We start from the raw sequence: 17,469 nt of genomic DNA, 5'->3' as shown, positions 1-17,469 counted from the left end.
CCGCAGGAGTGTCCCGCGTGACCAGCCGTATCCTTCTCGTCTCCCCCGCCATGACCCCCGCACTGCGCCGGGCCCGCTTCTACGACGGCGACTCCATCGAGGACCTCGGGGCGGCGCGGGCCCGCTCGGCGGCCGGGTCGCTGCCCGTGCCCGCCCGGGTGGTGGTGTCCGCGAGTACGCGCTGCCGGGAGACGGCGCATGCCCTCGGCCTCGACGGCGGTGTGGAGGCGCCCGCGCTGCGGGGCGTGGACGTGGGCCGCTGGCGCGGACGCACCCTGGACGAGGTGACGGGGGCCGAGCCGGAGTCCCTGGGCCACTGGCTCACCGACCCCGGATGGGCGGGCCACGGCGGGGAGTCGGTGCGGGAGGTGTGCGCACGGGTCGGGGCCTGGCTGGACGGCGCGGCGGACGGCCGTACGGTGGCCGTGGTCGAGCCGGAGATCGTACGGGCCGCGGTCGTCGGGGCGCTAGGGCTGCCCATGAGCGCGTTCTGGCGGCTGGACGTGGTGCCGTTGACGGCGACGGAGCTCAGCGGGCGGGCCGGGCGGTGGAATCTGCGGCTCGGGGGGCCCTTGGTCGCGCCGGAGGCGTGAACCCGGCTGCCAACGGGCCGAGGGCCGCACCCTGTTGGGGGTGCGGCCCTCGGTATGGCCCTCGATACGGCCCTCGGTGCGTCCTGCGCGCCGGTCGGCGTGGATGTGATCACGCCGGTCGGCGTGGGTCAGGCGGCGCCGACCTCTTCCGGCTGCCGGGGTGCCGGTTTCGCGGCCGCCCGCGCCGCCGGGTCGAGCAGCCGCTCGGCCATGGGGGCGAAGACGAGGCCCAGGGTCGCCCAGAGCAGGGCCTGGGCGGCGACGGAGTAGAAGCGGAAGGAGGCCAGGACGTCCGCCGGGAAGCCCGGGTAGACGATGGTGCCCTTGGAGTTGGTCAGGGGCAGCGGGGTCTCGGTGGCGTGGTGGCCGTACTCCTTGACATTGGCGGAGAGTTCGCCGAGCGCGGGGAGCAGCGCCATCACGATGCCGATGGCCACCACATAGGCGCCGGCGGCGAGCAGCGTGGCGTTCCAGTTGCCGTAGCGCGGCTGGAGGCGCTTGCCGAGCCAGACGGCGGCCACGAGGAAGACCACCGAGCAGACCACCATGGCCAGGTAGAGATTGCCCCGGTCCTTGATCGTCTCGGGGTGGCCGATGGCCGGCGGGTTGGCCGGGTACTTGATGAACGGCACCAGGTACATGCCGACGAAGCCGCCCAGCGCCACCAGCATGGCGAGGTTGCGCGGGCGCAGCTTGCCGACGCGGCCGAGGCAGATCGCGTAGGCGACGGCGAAGAGCGCGCCCATGGCGACGCCGAAGAGGACCATGCCCACGCCGATGCCGACGTTGGCCTGGATCGTCCGGCTGAAGATGTCGGGGCCCTCGGCCTCGGCCGTGATCCCGGCGGCCTTGTCGAGGACGGCCTGCGCGGCGTCGCGGCCGCTCTCGTAGTCGATCGCCTTGGCGATCTGGGGCTCGGCGAAGATCCGTGCGAAGACGAAGGCGAGCAGCCCGGCGACTGCGCCGGCGATGACGCCGCGCAGAATGAGTCTCTTTTCCATGTTCAGATGTCCGTGCTTGCTCTCGTCAGTGGCAGGGGAAGCCCAGGAAGTGGCGGGCGTCGTGCACGAACTCGTGGACGTGCATGTCCTTGCCGAAGACGGAGTAGGCGCCCTGGTCGACCCCGATGAAGTAGTAGATCGCCAGCGCGAAGAGCGCGGTCCCGACCAGCCAGAAGACGGCCTTCGTCGCCGGGAGGACGACGGGGGTGGGGAGTGCGGCGGGCGCGGACAGACTGCTCATGAGTGAGCCTCCTTCAGGGGATCGTGCGTCCCTCAGCCAGTGGAGCGTCGCGATGGCCCGGTGTCTGACTTCGTGCCCGCCCTCGCGGAGGGGCACGTACACAGTGGCGCGACCGTGCTGGATTCCCACCAGCTTCCTCAGGCCATCACTACAAGCGGAGCGTACGGAAACCAGCATCGTCCGTCAATCAGACAAGTGGCCGGGAGACGCACCCCTCAGGTCGAAGGGACGCACCTCCCGGGTCAGCGGTGCCGGAACTCCGGCGGCCGCTTGTCCACGAAGGCGGCCATCCCCTCCTTCTGGTCGGCGGTCGCGAACACCGCGTGGAAGAGCCGCCGTTCGAAGCGGACGCCTTCCGCGAGGGTGGTCTCGAAGGCCCGGCCCACCGCCTCCTTGGCCATCATCGCCACCGGCAGCGACATCCCGGCGACGACCTCGGCGACGGCGAGGGCCTCGGCGAGCAGCTCGGCGGCGGGGACGATCCGGGAGACGAGCCCGGCGCGCTCGGCCTCGACGGCGTCCATGGTGCGGCCGGTCAGCACCAGCTCCATGGCCTTGGCCTTGCCGACGGCCCGGGTCAGCCGCTGGGAGCCGCCGATCCCGGGGATCACCCCGAGTTTGATCTCGGGCTGCCCGAAGACGGCGGTGTCGGCGGCGAGCAGGATGTCGCAGAGCATGGCCAGTTCGCAGCCGCCGCCGAGGGCGTACCCGGAGACCGCGGCGACGGTCGGGGTGCGCAGCTGTCCGAGCCGGTCCCAGGCGGTGAACCAGTCGGCGAGGTACATGTCCATGTACCCCTTGGGGCTCATCTCCTTGATGTCGGCGCCCGCGGCGAACGCCTTCGCCGAGCCGGTGATCACGACGCAGCCGCACTCCGGGTCCCGGTCCAGGGCCTCGGTCGCGGCCACGACCTCGTTCATGACCTGGAGGTTCAGCGCGTTGAGGGCCTTGGGGCGGTCGAGGGTGAGCAGGGCGGTACGGCCCTTGCGCTCGACCCGGATCGTCTCGTACTCGGTGCTCATGCGCGCTCTCCGCTCTGTTCCCTGATGGTGCGTACGATGCCGGAGAAGTCCTCGGCGGCACCGACCCGTTCGGCGTATTCGGCGTACAACTCGGCGGCCCTGAGACCGAGTTCGGCCTGCACGCCGCCCGCCTTGACGGCGTTGGCGGCGAGGCCCAGATCCTTGGCCATGAGCGCGGCGGCGAAGCCGGGCCGGTAGTCCCGGTTGGCGGGGCTCGCCGGGACCGGGCCCGGGACCGGGCAGTTGACGCTGAGCGCCCAGCACTGCCCGGACGCCGTGGACGCGACGTCGAACAGGGCCTGGTGGGACAGTCCCAGACGCTCCCCGAGGACGAACGCCTCGCTCACGGCGATCATGGAGACGCCGAGGATCATGTTGTTGCAGATCTTCGCCGCCTGCCCGGCGCCGGGGCCGCCGCAGTGCACGGCCTTGCCGCCCATGACGTCCAACAGGGGCCGGGCGCCCGCGAATTCGGCCTCCCCGCCGCCGGCCATGAAGGTCAGCGTGCCGGCCTCGGCGCCGACCACTCCGCCGGAGACGGGTGCGTCCAGCGCCCGCATCCCGGCGGCGACGGCGCGCTCATGAGCGGTGCGGGCGTCGGCGACGTCGATGGTGGAGCAGTCGACGAAGAGGGTGCCGGGCCGGGCCGCCCCGAGGAGGGTGTCGTAGAGGTCCAGGACATGGCGGCCCGCGGGGAGCATGGTGATCACGGTGTCCGCGTCGGCCACCGCCGCGGGCGCGGATCCGGCGGGTTCCACCCCGGCCCGCGCGGCGGCCGCCAGGGCCTCGGGCACCAGGTCGTGTCCGCGTACCCGATGCCCGGCCCCGACCAGGTTGGCGGCCATCGGACCGCCCATGTGCCCGAGCCCGATGAAGGCGACGGTGCGGCGCGCCCCGCCGTCCCCGCTCACCGCGTCGCCCCCGTCGTACCGCCGGGCCCCGCGAGCCCGAGTTCGCGGTCGCCGAGCGGGGCGAAGAAGCGCTCCACGTCGGCGTCGGTGACCTCGGCCAGGGTCGCCGGTGACCAGTGCGGGTCGCGGTCCTTGTCGATGATCTGGGCGCGGACGCCCTCCACCAGGTCGGGGCTCTTCAGCCCGACGCACGAGACGCGGTACTCCTGGTCGAGGACCTCCTCCAGGGTCCCGAGCCGCCGGGCGCGGCGGAGGGCCGCCAGGGTGACCTTGAGCGCGGTGGGCGACTTGGCGAGGAGGGTCTCGGCCGCCTCCTTGGCCTCCGTGCCGCCGTGCGCGCACAGCCGCTCGACGATCTCCTCGACGGAGTCGGCGGAATAGCAGGCGTCGATCCAGCTCCGCTGCTCGGTCAACACCCCCTTCGGCGCGGGCTGTTCGTGCCGGGCCAGGGCCTCGGTCACGGGCAGCGCGGCGAGGTCGGCCAGCAGGGCGTCCAGGGCGTCGGAGGGCACGTAGTGGTCGGCGAGCCCGCACAGCAGGGCGTCACCGGCGCCGATCTGGTTTCCCGTCAGGGCGAGATGGGTGCCGAGCTCGCCGGGTGCGCGGGAGAGGAGGTGGGTGCCGCCGACGTCCGGGATGAAGCCGATCCCGGTCTCCGGCATCGCGATCCGCGAGCGCTCGGTGACGACGCGGACGCCGCCGTGCGCGGAGACGCCGACCCCGCCGCCCATCACGATGCCGTCCATGAGGGCGACATAGGGCTTGGGGTAGCGGGCGGTACGGGCGTTGAGGTGGTACTCGTCCCGCCAGAACGCGGCCGAGGCGGTGCCGTCGCCCGTCCGGGCGTCGTCGTGGATGGCGCGGATGTCGCCGCCCGCGCACAGTCCGCGCGCTCCGGCACCGCTGATGACGACGGTCCGCACGGCCGGATCGTGCTCCCAGTCGGTCAGCGCCGCGTCGATGCGGGTGACCATCTCATGGGTGAGGGCGTTGAGGGCCCTGGGCCGGTTGAGGATGATCCGGGCGGCCCGGCCTTCGGTGCGCAGGAGGACGGGTTCCTCGGTGTCGTTGCTCATCCGAGGGCCTCCGTCAGGCCGCGGGCCACGATGACGCGCATGATCTCGTTGGTTCCTTCCAGGATCTGGTGGACGCGAAGGTCGCGGACGATCTTCTCAATGCCGTACTCGGCGAGGTACCCGTATCCGCCGTGCAGTTGCAGGGCGCGGTCGGCGACCGAGTACCCGGTGTCGGTGGCGAACCGCTTCGCCATGGCGCACAGATACGGCGCCTGCGGGTCCCCGGCGTCCAGGGCGCGGGCCGCCTGCTGGACCAGGGCGCGGGCCGCGGTCAGCTCGGTCGCCATGTCGGCGAGGCGGAAGCGCAGGGCCTGGGCGTCCAGGAGGCGGGCGCCGAACGCCTCCCGGTCGGCGAGATGGGCGAGGCTGCGGTCCAGGGCGCTGCGGGCGCCGCCGAGGGAGCAGGCGGCGATGCCGAGGCGGCCGCCGTTCAGGCCGTTCATCGCGATCCGGAAGCCCTCGCCCGCACGGCCGAGGAGCCGGTCGGCGGGGATCCGGACGCCGTCCAGGACGACCTGGCGGGTGGGCTGGGCGTGCCAGCCCATCTTGCGTTCGTTCGGGCCGAAGGAGATGCCGGGGTCGTCCTTGTCGACCAGGAAGGCGGAGATGCCGCGGGGGCCGGGTTCGCCGGTGCGGGCCATCACCACGTACACCTGGGCGGCGCCCGCGCCGGAGATGAACTGTTTGACGCCGGTGAGCACGTAGTGGTCGCCGTCGGCTGCGGCGCGGGTGGTGAGGGCGGCCGCGTCGGAACCGGCGCCGGGTTCGGTCAGGCAGTAGCTCGCGAGGTCGTCCATCGCGCACAGCCGGGGCAGCCACCGCTCGCGCTGGGCGTCGTCGCCGTAGCGGTCGATCATCCAGGCGACCATGTTGTGGATGGACAGATAGCCGGCGATGGCGGGGCAGCCGGAGGCCAGGGCCTCGAAGACGAGCACGCCGTCGGCGCGGCCGAGGGCGGATCCGCCGTGCTGTTCACGCACGTAGACGCCGCCGAGGCCGAGCCCCGCGGCCTTGCGCAGGACGTCGACGGGGAAGTGCTTGTGGCGGTCCCAGTCCAGGGCGTGCGGGGCGAGGTGGTCCTGGGCGAAGTCGAGGGTGGTCTCGACGAGGGCCTGCTGGTCCTCGGTGAGCAGGGTGGTGGTCATACGGCGCTCAGCCCATCGTGGGGATCGTGAAGGAGGCGCCCTCGCGGCGGCCGGCGGGCCAGCGGGAGGTGACGGTCTTGGTGCGGGTGCAGAAGCGGATCGCGTCCGGGCCGTGCTGGCCGAGGTCGCCGAAGCCGGAGCGCTTCCAGCCGCCGAAGGTGTGGTGGGCGACGGGCACCGGGATGGGCACGTTCACGCCGACCATGCCGGTGTTCACCCGGCGGGTGAAGTCGCGGGCGGTGTCCCCGTCGCGGGTGAAGATCGCGACGCCGTTGCCGTAGCGGTGCTCGCTGGGCAGGCGCAGGGCCTCCTCGTAGTCGGCGGCGCGCACGACCGAGAGGACCGGGCCGAAGATCTCCTCCTGGTAGATCCGCATGTCCGGGGTGACCCGGTCGAAGAGGGAGGCTCCGGCGAAGAAGCCCTTCTCATGGCCGGGGAGCACGAAGTCCCGTCCGTCCACGACGAGTTCGGCGCCCTCCTGGACACCGAGGTCGACGTAGTCGCGGACCCTGCGCAGGGCCTCGGGGGCGACCAGCGGGCCGAAGTCGGCCTCGGGGTCGTCGCTGCGGCCGATGCGCAGGGCGGCGATGCGTTCGGTGAGCCGGGCGACGAGGGCGTCCGCCGTGGCCTCGCCGACCGGCACGGCGACCGAGATCGCCATGCAGCGCTCACCGGCCGAGCCGTACCCGGCGCCGATCAGCGCGTCCACCGCCTGGTCCAGATCGGCGTCCGGCATCACGATCAGATGGTTCTTGGCGCCGCCGAAGCACTGGGCGCGCTTGCCGTGGGCGGCGGCGGTGGCGTAGACGTGCGCGGCGATCGGGGTGGAGCCGACGAAGCCGAGGGCGGCGACGCGCGGGTCCTCCAGGAGGGTGTCGACGGCGTCCCGGGCGCCGTTGACGACATTGAGCACGCCCGGCGGCAGGCCCGCCTCCAGGAAGAGTTCGGCGAGCCGCAGCGGCACCGAGGGGTTGCGCTCGGAGGGCTTGAGGACGAAGGCGTTGCCGCAGGCCAGCGCGGGTGCGGCCTGCCAGAGCGGGATCATGGCGGGGAAGTTGAACGGGGTGATGCCCGCGATGACGCCGAGGGGTGCGCGCAGGGAGTGCACATCGATGCCGGTGCCGGCGTTGTCGCTGAACTCGCCCTTGAGCAGGTGCGGGATGCCGGCGGCGAACTCCACGACATCCAGTCCGCGCTGGAGGTCGCCGTGGGCGTCGGCGACGGTCTTGCCGTGCTCGGCCGACAGCAGCCGGGCGAGCGTGTCCTTCTCCTGCTCGGCGAGCTGGAGGAAGCGCAGCAGGACGCGGGCGCGGCGCTGCGGGTTCCACTCGGCCCAGGCGCGCTGTGCCTCGGCGGCGGAGGTGATCGCCGCCGTGGTCTCGCCCCGGTCGGCGAGCGGCACCAGGGCCTGGACCTCGCCGGTGTTGGGGTCGTACACCTCGCTGTGGGACCCGGAGGTGCCCAGGAAGTGCTCGCCGTCGACGAAGTGGGTCAACTCGCGTACGGCGGAGGGTGCTTGGGGACGGATCATGGCTGCCTGCTCTCGTCAGGTGGGGGTGATCCGGGATGGCGCGCAGCGGCGGCACACGGCCGGGGTGCGCGAGGGCGCACATGGGCGTGCCGGGGCGGCGCGAAAGACGCGGTGGCGGGACGAGCCCTCAGACCGGTACGGCGGGATTGCCGCGCGGGGACGGCCCGCGTCGGCTCGCGCCGGGATCATGGGTGCGCAGGGGTGCCATGCGTGTCGGCTCCATCCTCGTGGACAACACGGAACATCCCGCGGCCGGTATCCTGACTCCCGGATCAGCGCGCGCCGTCCGCCTTCCCGACATCCAGCTCGTCAGTGGCGTACCTGTCGACGGCGTACTCCCCGGTCACAGTGGCGGGACCGCGCCGGATTCGCACCGGCTTCCCTGCACCGCGGGCCTTCTCCCCCGAATATATAGTTGGACGTCCTAGTAAATCCAGTGTCCCCGTGGATCCGGTGCGTCCTCACGAGATCCGGTACGTCTTCAGGCCACGCCGTCCGCGCTCTCCGCCGGCCGCTCGCGGGGTCCGGCGAAGCGTACCGGCGCCCGGAAGCGGGCGCGGCGGGCGGCGCGCCGGAAGGTGGTCAGCACCGCGGGACCGGCCAGCAGCACGCACACGAAGTTGGTGACGGCGCGGCCGGTGTCCCAGCCCAGCGAGGTGGCGAGGTCGAAGGCGACGTAGCGGTGCCACTGCTCGGTGAAGGGCAGGCCCGGCAGATAGGCGATCGAGCTGTTCGGGTCCAGGGAGAAGGGCCAGAAGGAGAGGTTGAGCAGGAAGCCGAAGAGGTAGCCGGACAGCGAGCCGTAGACCGCGAGCATCAGCACCTCGCGGCGACCGCTCGCCCGGGGCAGGAATCCGGCGAGCATGCCGACGAACGCGCAGCCGAACATCTGGTACGGCATCCAGGGCCCCACTCCCCCGGTGATCAGCGCGGAGGCGAACAGCGAGGTGCAGCCGAGGACGAAGCCGAAACCGGGGCCGTACACCCGGCCGGCCAGGACCAGGACGAAGAAGACCGTCTCGATGCCCGCCGTACCGGCCCCGAGGGGGCGCAGGGCGGCGTCGACGGCGGAGAGCACCCCGAGCATGGCGAGCGCCTTGGAGTCGATGCCGCCCTCGGCGATCTCCGAGAGCACCACGCACAGCACCAGCACCAGCAGCACGCCGAAGATCAGCGGGGGCGCGTAGGAGGAGCCGAACTTCCCGGGGGCGACCACGAACGGCCAGAAGAACGCGACGAGTCCGAGGAGGGCGGCGAGCGCCATGACCACTGCGGCCCGGCCGGTCAGCCGGATGGCGGGTCCCCCGGCCCCCGCGCGTCCGCTCATGACCGCGCCTCGCCCGTGTCCGCGAGCCCCCGCTCGACCTGGCTTACCGTCAGGAAAGGCAGGGGCGCGAGGATCTTGGCCGTCTGCGGGGCGAACGTCGGGGAGGAGACGATGACTTCGGCGGTGGGGCCGTCGGCGACGATGTCCCCCTCGGCCATGACGACGACACGGTCGGCGGCGCGGGCCGCGAACTCGACGTCATGGGTGGAGATGACGACCGCACGGCCCTCGGCCGCCAGCGCGTCCACGATGCCGGTCAGTGCCGCCTTGGCCCGGTAGTCCAGGCCCCGGGTCGGCTCGTCCAGCAGCACGACCCGGGGCGCGGCGGCCAGTTGGACGGCGAGGACGAGCGCGAGCTTCTGTCCCTCCGACAGATCACGGGGGTGCGTGGTGTCCTCGATGCCGGGCGCGAGCCGGTCGAGCAGTTCGCGCGCCGTCACCCCGGCCGCCGACTCGGCGTCGGCCTGCGCGAGTTCCTGTCCGACGCTCTCCAGGTAGAGCAGGTCGGCGGGCGTCTGCGGGACCAGTCCGACGAGTCGGCGGGCCTCGGCGGCGGACTCCGCGTGCGGGTCCTTCGCGCCGTGTTCGCCGTGCACCCGGACGCTTCCGGCCCGCCGGGGTCCGGAACCCTGGAGGGCCCACAGCAGGGAGGACTTGCCGGAGCCGTTGCGGCCCATCAGCGCGACGACCTCGCCCGCGTGCAGATCGAGGTCCACGGCCCGTACGGCGGCGAGGTCCCGGTAGGCGACCGTGACCCCGCGCGCGGCCAGCAGCCGGTTCCCGCCGCCCTTCGGGACCGGCGGCCGTACGGGGGCCGGGGTCCGCTCGGCCAGCCGGGCGCGCAGCGGGGCGGCGGCGCGGCGGGCGTCGCGGACGGACAGCGGCAGCGGGGACCAGCCAGCGGCCCGGCCCAGCTCCACGATCGGCGGCGCGATGGTGGCCGTACGCAGGATCTCGGCGGGCGGGCCGATGCGGGCGCGGCCGTCGCCGGGCAGGTGGATGACGCGGTCCGCGTACTGCACGACCCGCTCCAGGCGGTGCTCGGCCATGAGGACGGTGACACCGAGGTCGTGGACGAGCCGGGTGACGGCGGCGAGGACCTCCTCGGCCGCCGTCGGGTCCAGCGCGGAGGTGGGTTCGTCCAGGACCAGGACGCGCGGGTGGGCGGTGAGCACGGAGCCGATGGCGACGCGCTGCTGCTGGCCGCCGGAGAGGGTGTGCAGCGCGCGGTGCCGCAGATCGGCGAGGCCGAGCAGATCGAGGGTCTCCTCGACCCGCTTGCGCATGGTCGCGGGCGGGATCGCCAACTGCTCCATGGCGTAGGCGAGTTCCTCCTCGACGGTGTCGGTCACGAAGCCGTCGATGGGGTCCTGGCCCACCACACCGACGACATCGGCGAGTTCGCGGGGCGGATGGTCGGCGGTGTCGCGGCCGTCGACGGTGACCCGGCCGTACAGGGTGCCGCCGGTGAAATGCGGGACCAGCCCGTTGACGGCGCCGAGCAGGGTCGACTTGCCGACGCCCGTGTGGCCGATGACGAGGCAGAGTTCGCCCTCGTCCACGGTGAGGGCGACGTCCCGCAGGGCGGGCTCGGGCATGTCGTCGTAGTGGACGGTGACCTGGTCGAAGGTGATCACGGTGCGGTGGCTCTCGGGACGGGGCCGGGCGGCGGGGCGAGGAAGCCGGCGGTGCCGGCGAGCAGGACGGCGGCGGTCGGCACCAGCGGCAGACCGGGCCAAGTGAGGGGGTAGTAGGTGGGGTTGAGCTGGGCGGGGTCGTAGCCGAGATCGCTGAACAGCAGCACGGCCGAGAGCACTCCGCTGCCCGCGACGCACCACTCCGGCAGGCCCCAGGGGTCGGGCCGGTAGGCGGTGCGGGTGACACGCCGGCCGCCGAGCCGCAGGCCCGCCACGCACAGGGCGGCCCCGCAGGTCATCGCGGGCAGCCCGAGGAGGGTGGGCGCGGTGGCGTCGAGGAGTCCGTACGCCCCGGCGCACAGACCGCACATGCCGAGCAGCATCAGCGCGCCGGTGATCCGGCGGGAGCGGCGGGTGGCGCTGCCCGCCCGGCCGTAACCGCGGCAGTCCATGGCGGCGGCCAGCCGCAGGGAGCGTTCCAGGGCGTCCTCCAGGACCGGGACCGCGATGGCGCGCAGCGCCTTGACGCCCTTGGCCCGGCCGGCCCGCAACCGCCGTGCGCGGGCGACGCGTTGGACGCTCTGCACCAGCTGGGGCGCCACGCTGATCGCGACGGTGACGGCCACGCCCAGCTCGTACAGGGCGCCCGGCAGGACGCGCAGGGCGCGCTTGGGGTTGGCGAGGGTGTTGGCGGCGCCGACGCAGGCCAGCATGCAGGCGAGGCGCAGCCCGTCGGTGGCGGAGGACAGCAGGGCCTCCAGGGAGACCGGTCCGCCGATCCGGATGCCCGCGTACCAGTCGGGGGTGGGCAGGTGCGGCAGGGAGAAGAGGAAGTGGTCGTGCGGGGTGATGCCGGTGGCGAACACGGCCCGGAAGACGACGCGGATCGCGACCACCGACAGGGCGAGGTAGAGGTAGTAGACGAAGCCGCGGGCCCAGGGCGCCTCGGTGCGGCGGGCGGTGACGACGTAGCCGAGGACGGCGAGCACCAGGAGCAGCAGCAGCGGGTTGTCGGTGCGGCTGACCGCGGTGGCCAGGGCGAGCGCCCACACCCACCAGGCCATGGGGTGCAGGGTGCGGGGCAGCCGCCGGCCGCCGCGATCCGGTGCCGCCGCGGCGGCGGGTGCCTCGACGGCCGTACGGGACACGGCGGTCACCCGGAGCGGCGGCGCCGGTGTGCCGCGTAGGCCGCCGCGCCGCCGATCAGGACGACCAGACCGGCGCCCGTGACCACGGGGACGATCGAGCCGGCGTCGTGCCGGGCCTCGGCGGCGGGGGCGGCGTCGACCACCCGGGTGCCGCTGCTCGGGGACGGGGGCGGGGTCGCCGGGGCGCTCGTGGTGGTGCTCGGCGACGGCGACGGGCTCGCGCTCTTGCTGGGCTTCGGCTCGGGCTTCGGCTTCGCCGACGGCGGGGCGGAGGGGGCGGGCTGCTTCTCCGGGGCCGGTCCTGTGTTCACGCCGGGCGGCAGCTCGGGGGCCCTGCTGGTGGAGGCGGGCTTGCCCGCGTCGCCCTGCGGCGCGGTGTTGTGGGCGCGCAGCTGGTCGGGGGTGACCTTCGGGCGGCCCTCGGTGCCCTGGATGTTCGTGCCGCCGAACTCCCACAGGTCGACGCTGCCGGGCTTGGGCTTGTAGAGCATCGCGCCGAGCTGGCTGTACGTCCAGTCGGTGGCGCCGGGATCGGCGTGCCAGTACGACCAGTACGCGGAGGCGGGCGGGGTGAGCACGCAGTCGTCCTGGGCGGGGGTCGGGTACTGCCGGCCGTGCTGGTAACCGCTGTAGCCGATGCGGCAGATGAAGGCGGGGCCGTCGTGCCCGGTGCCGGTGGTGCTCCAGCCGCCCTGGTTGAGCAGCTCGTACCCGGTGGTCGGGGTGGTGCCGCAGGAGCGCAGGATCGGGCCGCCCCAGTGGCTGAGATCGACGGCGAGCACGGCGCCCGAGGTGGTGGTGCAGCGGCCCATCGGCTGGGGGGCGGCGGCGGCCGGGGTGGCGGCCTGGACGACGGCCGCGGCGCCGAGGCCGAGGGCGGCCAGGGCCCGTATCGGGCGGGCCGCCGCCCTCATCGTCCGCTCCCGGTGCCGGTGCGGCGGCGGGCGACGACCACCGTGCGCCAGCCGGCGAGCATCAGCAGCACGGCGATCGCGGCGAGGGCACCGGCCTGGACGCCGGTGGCGGCGAGGATGCCGCCACCGCCGCTCGCGTCGGCCCCGCCGGTGCTTCCGGTGCCGCCGGTGTCTGCGGTGTCTCCGGTGGTGACGATGTCCGGGGCGCTGCCGCTGGGGCTCGGGGTGGGCTGGGGGGAGGTGCCGGTCAGGCTGCGCTCAAGGGTGCCGAAGGAGATGCCGGTGGCGCCGCCGACGGCCTGGGTGGAGGCGCGCAGATCGGAGCGGCGGTCACCGCCCTTGGCCACCGCGAACCCGCCGTCGCCGTTCTGCTGGGAGGCGAGGAACTTACGGGCCTTGGCGAGCTGCTCGGCGTACTTCGGCGCGTCCAGCGACAGTCCCTGTACGGCGAGGGCCGCCGAGTTGACGGAGTCGCCCGCGGTGCCGGGGAAGCCGCCGTCGGCCAGCTGCCGGGAGGCGAGCCAGCTCAGCGCCTTGTCGACGGCCTTGTCCGCCTTGGCGCCGCCCGCGAGGTCGAGGGCCATGGCGGCGATGGCGGTGGAGTCCACGTCGGAGTCCTTCGTGGACGGGATCAGGCTGGGCCAGGCGCCGCTGCTCTCCTGGAGGCTCTCCAGGTAGGCGATCGGCCGCTGGGCCGCTGTGGTGTCGCCCGCGCGCAACTGGGCCATGACGGCGAGGGACTGGGCGAAGACGGAGGGCGCGTAGGTGTAGGCGCCCGCGGCCGCGCAGGAGCGGTCGCTGCCGGTGCTGGCCTTGGCGCAGACGGCCTGGTCGAGGGCGGCGATGAGGTCGTGTCCTGTGAAGTGCCGGGGGTCGCGTCCGACGGCCTCGGCGAGCAGGGCGGTCTTGCCGATGGACCCGGCCGCCGCGTACGAGGTGCCGACGTTCGTCCAGTCGTCCACCGTGCGGCCCGCGCCGTCCTTGCCCCGGTGGTCGAGGAAGTCCACGATGCCGCGCAGCCTGGCGTTGTCCAGGCCGGTGGCGGCGAGCGCGTAGGCGCCGTCGATGGTGAGGCCGAAGTCGGCGCGGCCGGATGTGGTGCCGTCGCCGTAGTACTGGCCCTGCTTGAGGTTGGCCGCCTTGGTGAGGTAGGCGACGCCCTTCTTCAGATCGGGGCCGGTGCCCGGGGCGGGGGCGGGGGTGGTCGGGGTGCCGCTCGGGGAGGTCGGCGGCGGGGTGGGCTCGGTGGTCTTGGTGGTGAGGGTGACGAGGCTGGTGCCGGTTCCGGCGAGGACGGCGGGCGAGGTCGCGTAGACGGCCGGGTCGGTGGCGCCTTCCTCGAAGCCGAAGCCGCCGCCGTCGAGCTGCTGCCGGGACAGCCAGCCGACGGCCGCGGCCGCACGGGTGGTGTCGCCGAGGGCGGCCAGTGCCTGGGCGGCGTACGCGGTGGCGTTGACGGATCCGGTGGTCGAGCCGGTGTAGCCGGGGAAGGCGCCGTCCGCGCGCTGGGCGCCGCCGAGGTAGGTGCGGGCGGCGGTCACCGCGTCCTCGTGGCCGCCCGCCCGGTGCAGTACCAGGGCGATCAGTCCGGTGGTGGCGGGGTCCGGGTCGCAGTACTCGCCGGAGCGGATGAGGATGCTGGTGAAGCTGCCGTCCTTGCACTGGAGTTGGGTGAGGCGGTCGACCGTCGCGGCCGGGGGTGTCACCCCGGCCCGCAGCAGCGCGAGGACCGCGAGGGCCTGGCCCTCGGCGTAGGAGGAGGCGCGGAAGTCGCCCTTGGCGGTGCAGCCGGGGGTGGCCTCGCCGGACTCCGGGCCCGCCGCGCACACCTGGCCGGTGAGGGCGGCGAGCAGATCGTGGCCGCCGAAGGCGCGCGGGTCGCGGCCGGTGCTCTCGGCGAGGAGGGCGAGCCGGGCGACGGCGGTGGCGTCGGGGGCCTGGTCGGTGCCGTTCGGGTAGGCGAAGTCCGCGGTGTGGGCGGCGAGATAGTCGGTGACCTTGTCGAGCGTGGCGCTCTTGCCGTTCGCGGCGGCCAGCGCGAACGCGGTGTCGGCGGTCAGCGAGTAGTCCGGGGTGGTGGCGCCGTCGTCCACGATCCGCTCACCGTCGGTGAGTTGACCGGTGAGCCAGGTGGCGGCGGCCTTCGTGTCGATCTTGCCCGGGGCGCCGGTGGGCTCGCCGGGGCCGGGCCCGGAGGGGTCGCCGCCGCGTACGTCGTCGGGGGTGAAGGTGGGCTTGCCGGTGGAGCCCTGGACATCGGTGCCGCCGTAGACCCAGGCGTCGACGTCGCCGTCCTTCAGCTTGCGGTCCATGGCGCCGTACGGGCTGTAGGTCCAGTCGCTCTGGCCCGGGGAGGCGATCCAGTACGACCAGTACGCCGTGGCGGGCGGGGTCAGGACGCAGGACTCCTTGTCCGATGTCGGGTACTGCGTACCGGAGTCGAAGGAGCCGTACCCGATGCGGCAGATGAAGGCGGGGCCGTCGTGCTGGGTGCCGGCGGTGCTGAACCCGGCGTCGTGCAGCAGGTCGTAGCCGGTGGTGGGGGTGAGGTCGCAGCCCTCTTCCACCGGGCCGCCGAAGGGCCCGAAGTCCACGGCGACCAGTGCGCCCTTGGTCGCGGTGCAGCCGCCGGTGCCGTCCGCCGTCGCGGGTGTGATCGTGATCGTGAGGAAGGCCATGCAGGCCGCGAGCAGGGTGCACAGGGCCGCCGCCAGGGCCGCCACGCGGGGCGGGACCGCCCTCGCCCGCTCGTCTCTTCGCTGCCCGGTCCCCACCACGGCCCCCTCGGTCGGCCGGCGCGGGCACGGGCGTGGCAGAGGGGCCCCGGGAGCACGGTAGGAGCCCGGAAGCCGGTCGCACCACGCCGCAGTCCACGACGGCGTCTGTTGCAGATGTCACGCTCCAGGCAGTCCGGCTCGCCCGGGACGGTGCCGGGCCTACGGTTGCGGGTCAGCGCCGGAATTCGACCGGCTTCCCCTGGAACTCATTGCGTATCAGCCGGATTTGAGCACGCTTCACCGAATGCGTCAAGAGCGGTGGGAGGTGTGGCCGTCGGGTGAAGGGCGGGCGCTGGCGGGCGGGTTGGCCGTCGGGTACCGTCTCGGTCTGCCGAATGGGGGAACCCGGTGGGAGTCCGGGGCTGACGCGCAGCGGTATGGGACGGCGGGGCCGTTCCGAGCCCGAATGCCCAGGCGGCGCAGCACTTTTGGAAGCCGGTCCACGCGTTCCGGACGGCGGCCAGCGCTCGCTGCTCCGCCGGTTCGACGGGCCGTGGCACCGGGCCGGGTCGGCGTCCTCCATCCAAGGAGCAGGCCATGATCCGTCCGCTGTCCCTCCGCCGACCCGCGCTCGTGGCAGCCGCCGCGCTCGGCGCGTTCACCCTCGCCACCCTGCCCGCCGCGGCCACGTCCTCCCCGGCGCAGATCACCACGTCGAAAACGAACGGCGTCGGCTACCTCAAGTCCCTTCAGGCCGCGGACGGTTCGTACGCCGGGTCGGGGCTGTCCAACGAGTGGGCGTTCAGCGCGCTCGCCTCGGCCGGGACCGCCGCGGTGGATGTGACACCCGGGGGTGACACGAGCAAGAACGCGAGAACCGTCTACCGGAATCTGCTCTCGACCGCCGCCTGGCTGTCCGCGTCCCCCGTCGTCACGGACTACGAGCGTGCGGTGCTGAACGCCTACGCGGCGGGCATCGATCCGGCCCGGGTGTCCGCCTCGCGGGATCTGATCGCCGACATCTACGGCTACTGGCAGACCTCGGAGAACGGCTACTTCGGCCCGTCGGCCAACTTCAACGGCACCGTGTTCGCCGCGCTCGCCCTGAACGGCGCGAAGACGCAGTCCGGGCAGGCGCGGATACCGGCGGCACTGCGTGACTCCGTCGTCGCCCGGATCCGGGCCAACCAGCACAACGACGGCGGCTGGAACTACGGCAAGGCCGAGGGGGATGCGAGCCAGCTCGCCGCCACCAGCGACATCGACATGACCGGTGCCGCGATGGCCGCGCTGTGCACGTCCGGGGTGCCGAACACCGACAGCGGCATCGTCCGGGCCAAGGCGTTCCTGAAGAGCAAGCTGGTGGCGAACAGCGGTGCCTTCAACGCCATGTTCGGTGTGAACTCCGACTCCAACGGCTGGGCGGTGTCCGGTCTCAACGCGTGCGGCATCAATCCGCAGACCGGTGACTTCCTCACCTCGGCCGGGAAGACCCCGGTGGACTTCCTGATCGCGCAGCAGTTCAACCCCGGCGGCGGCTTCCGGTACCAGCCGGGTGACACCTCGCCGACGGCGTACTCCTCGATCGACGCCCTGCGCGCGGTGGCCGGCGGCGGCTTCACCGCGGCACCGCCCGCGCCCACGACGCCGGGCGCCCCGCAGTGGGTGGGCCAGAGCTCGTTCACCTCCGGTACGGCGACGAAGCTGGCGCTCAGCGTGGACGACGGGGCGGGCAACCTGAAGGTGTGCTCCGTGGCACTCACGCCGACCGGCACGACGACCACGTTGGGCGCCGTCCTCGACGCCGCCCAGAGCGCGGCCACTCCGTCCGGCTGCGTCACGGACCTCACCCCGGCCTCCGGCTCCGGCACCGTCACCACCCTCAACGGCAAGGCGAACAGCGGCTCCAGCACCTGGAAGACCAGCATCGACGGCTCGGCCTTCACCACCGCCACCCGCGACATGACGATCGGGGTCGGTGACACGATCGCGGTGCGGTGGGGGGTGTGACGGGGGGCAGTGCCTGAGAGGCGGTGCCTAGGAGTGGTGCTCTGCGAGGCGGGCGCTCGAAGGGGGCGCTCGCCGCGAGGCGTTCGGCATGGCGCGCTCACCCCGGGGAGCACTCAGCGGCCGATGCCGGAGGCGCCAGATCATCCGGCGCATCGCACACCGGATCCGACACCGGGCGCCCGGGGCACGGCGCGCG

The 17,469-nt window shown here is 73.5% G+C and carries 14 protein-coding genes and 4 riboswitches; of the genes, 2 read left to right on the top strand and 12 right to left on the bottom strand.

Annotated elements, in window-relative coordinates; genetic code table 11:
* Positions 1 to 17 precede the first annotated feature (17 nt).
* Positions 18 to 593, top strand: coding sequence for a histidine phosphatase family protein (locus tag AB0N90_RS30975; RefSeq protein ID WP_365202206.1), 576 nt, complete (start codon positions 18 to 20; stop codon positions 591 to 593).
* 128 nt (positions 594 to 721) lie between these two features.
* On the opposite strand, the gene AB0N90_RS30970 is transcribed toward AB0N90_RS30975, so the two are convergent.
* The 12 genes from AB0N90_RS30970 to AB0N90_RS30915 all read right to left on the bottom strand — a co-directional run bounded on the left by AB0N90_RS30970 (position 722) and on the right by AB0N90_RS30915 (position 15,224).
* Complete coding sequence (locus tag AB0N90_RS30970) at positions 722 to 1,594, bottom strand: CbtA family protein (protein WP_365202204.1); 873 nt, start codon at positions 1,592 to 1,594, stop codon at positions 722 to 724.
* Positions 1,595 to 1,619: 25 nt separating this feature from the next.
* Entirely contained in the window at positions 1,620 to 1,835 is a 216-nt protein-coding gene (locus AB0N90_RS30965) for a CbtB-domain containing protein (protein ID WP_085567776.1), read from the bottom strand.
* 36 nt (positions 1,836 to 1,871) lie between these two features.
* Positions 1,872 to 2,025: riboswitch (cobalamin riboswitch) on the bottom strand.
* A 52-nt stretch (positions 2,026 to 2,077) separates the two neighbouring features.
* On the bottom strand, positions 2,078 to 2,857 hold the full coding sequence (locus AB0N90_RS30960) for an enoyl-CoA hydratase (protein ID WP_361673625.1): 780 nt from the start codon (positions 2,855 to 2,857) through the stop codon (positions 2,078 to 2,080).
* Positions 2,854 to 3,768, bottom strand: a complete 915-nt coding sequence (gene mmsB / locus AB0N90_RS30955) for a 3-hydroxyisobutyrate dehydrogenase (RefSeq protein WP_365202202.1) — start codon at positions 3,766 to 3,768, stop codon at positions 2,854 to 2,856. The genes AB0N90_RS30960 and mmsB overlap by 4 nt, the downstream gene beginning before the upstream one ends.
* Positions 3,765 to 4,844 carry an enoyl-CoA hydratase/isomerase family protein gene (locus tag AB0N90_RS30950; RefSeq protein ID WP_365202200.1) on the bottom strand — a complete coding sequence of 360 codons (1,080 nt, stop codon included), beginning with the start codon at positions 4,842 to 4,844 and terminating at the stop codon, positions 3,765 to 3,767. Before AB0N90_RS30950 ends, mmsB begins: the two co-directional genes overlap by 4 nt.
* Positions 4,841 to 5,989 carry an acyl-CoA dehydrogenase family protein gene (locus AB0N90_RS30945; protein WP_365202198.1) on the bottom strand — a complete coding sequence of 383 codons (1,149 nt, stop codon included), beginning with the start codon at positions 5,987 to 5,989 and terminating at the stop codon, positions 4,841 to 4,843. Before AB0N90_RS30945 ends, AB0N90_RS30950 begins: the two co-directional genes overlap by 4 nt.
* Positions 5,990 to 5,996: 7 nt before the next feature.
* Positions 5,997 to 7,520, bottom strand: a complete 1,524-nt coding sequence (locus tag AB0N90_RS30940) for a CoA-acylating methylmalonate-semialdehyde dehydrogenase (RefSeq protein ID WP_365202196.1) — start codon at positions 7,518 to 7,520, stop codon at positions 5,997 to 5,999.
* A 254-nt stretch (positions 7,521 to 7,774) separates the two neighbouring features.
* Positions 7,775 to 7,903: riboswitch (cobalamin riboswitch) on the bottom strand.
* Positions 7,904 to 8,001: 98 nt separating this feature from the next.
* On the bottom strand, positions 8,002 to 8,847 hold the full coding sequence (locus tag AB0N90_RS30935; protein WP_365202194.1) for an ECF transporter S component: 846 nt from the start codon (positions 8,845 to 8,847) through the stop codon (positions 8,002 to 8,004).
* Entirely contained in the window at positions 8,844 to 10,484 is a 1,641-nt protein-coding gene (locus AB0N90_RS30930) for an ATP-binding cassette domain-containing protein (protein ID WP_365202192.1), read from the bottom strand. Before AB0N90_RS30930 ends, AB0N90_RS30935 begins: the two co-directional genes overlap by 4 nt.
* Entirely contained in the window at positions 10,481 to 11,641 is a 1,161-nt protein-coding gene (locus tag AB0N90_RS30925) for a CbiQ family ECF transporter T component (RefSeq protein WP_365202190.1), read from the bottom strand. The genes AB0N90_RS30930 and AB0N90_RS30925 overlap by 4 nt, the downstream gene beginning before the upstream one ends.
* Positions 11,638 to 12,546 carry a hypothetical protein gene (locus tag AB0N90_RS30920; protein WP_365202188.1) on the bottom strand — a complete coding sequence of 303 codons (909 nt, stop codon included), beginning with the start codon at positions 12,544 to 12,546 and terminating at the stop codon, positions 11,638 to 11,640. The genes AB0N90_RS30925 and AB0N90_RS30920 overlap by 4 nt, the downstream gene beginning before the upstream one ends.
* Positions 12,543 to 15,224 carry a prenyltransferase/squalene oxidase repeat-containing protein gene (locus AB0N90_RS30915; protein WP_365202324.1) on the bottom strand — a complete coding sequence of 894 codons (2,682 nt, stop codon included), beginning with the start codon at positions 15,222 to 15,224 and terminating at the stop codon, positions 12,543 to 12,545. The genes AB0N90_RS30920 and AB0N90_RS30915 overlap by 4 nt, the downstream gene beginning before the upstream one ends.
* 208 nt (positions 15,225 to 15,432) lie before the next feature.
* Positions 15,433 to 15,563, bottom strand: a riboswitch (cobalamin riboswitch).
* 63 nt (positions 15,564 to 15,626) lie between these two features.
* A riboswitch (cobalamin riboswitch) is annotated at positions 15,627 to 15,756 on the top strand.
* A 104-nt stretch (positions 15,757 to 15,860) separates the two neighbouring features.
* Between AB0N90_RS30915 and AB0N90_RS30910 the strand changes: the two genes are divergently transcribed.
* Complete coding sequence (locus tag AB0N90_RS30910) at positions 15,861 to 17,273, top strand: hypothetical protein (RefSeq protein ID WP_365202186.1); 1,413 nt, start codon at positions 15,861 to 15,863, stop codon at positions 17,271 to 17,273.
* Positions 17,274 to 17,469: the final 196 nt, after the last annotated feature.

Source organism: Streptomyces sp. NPDC093018 (assembly GCF_040684035.1).
Lineage (GTDB): Bacteria > Actinomycetota > Actinomycetes > Streptomycetales > Streptomycetaceae > Streptomyces > Streptomyces murinus.
Note: the sequence above shows the minus strand (reverse complement) of the source record. Positions and strands in the feature narration are given on the sequence as shown.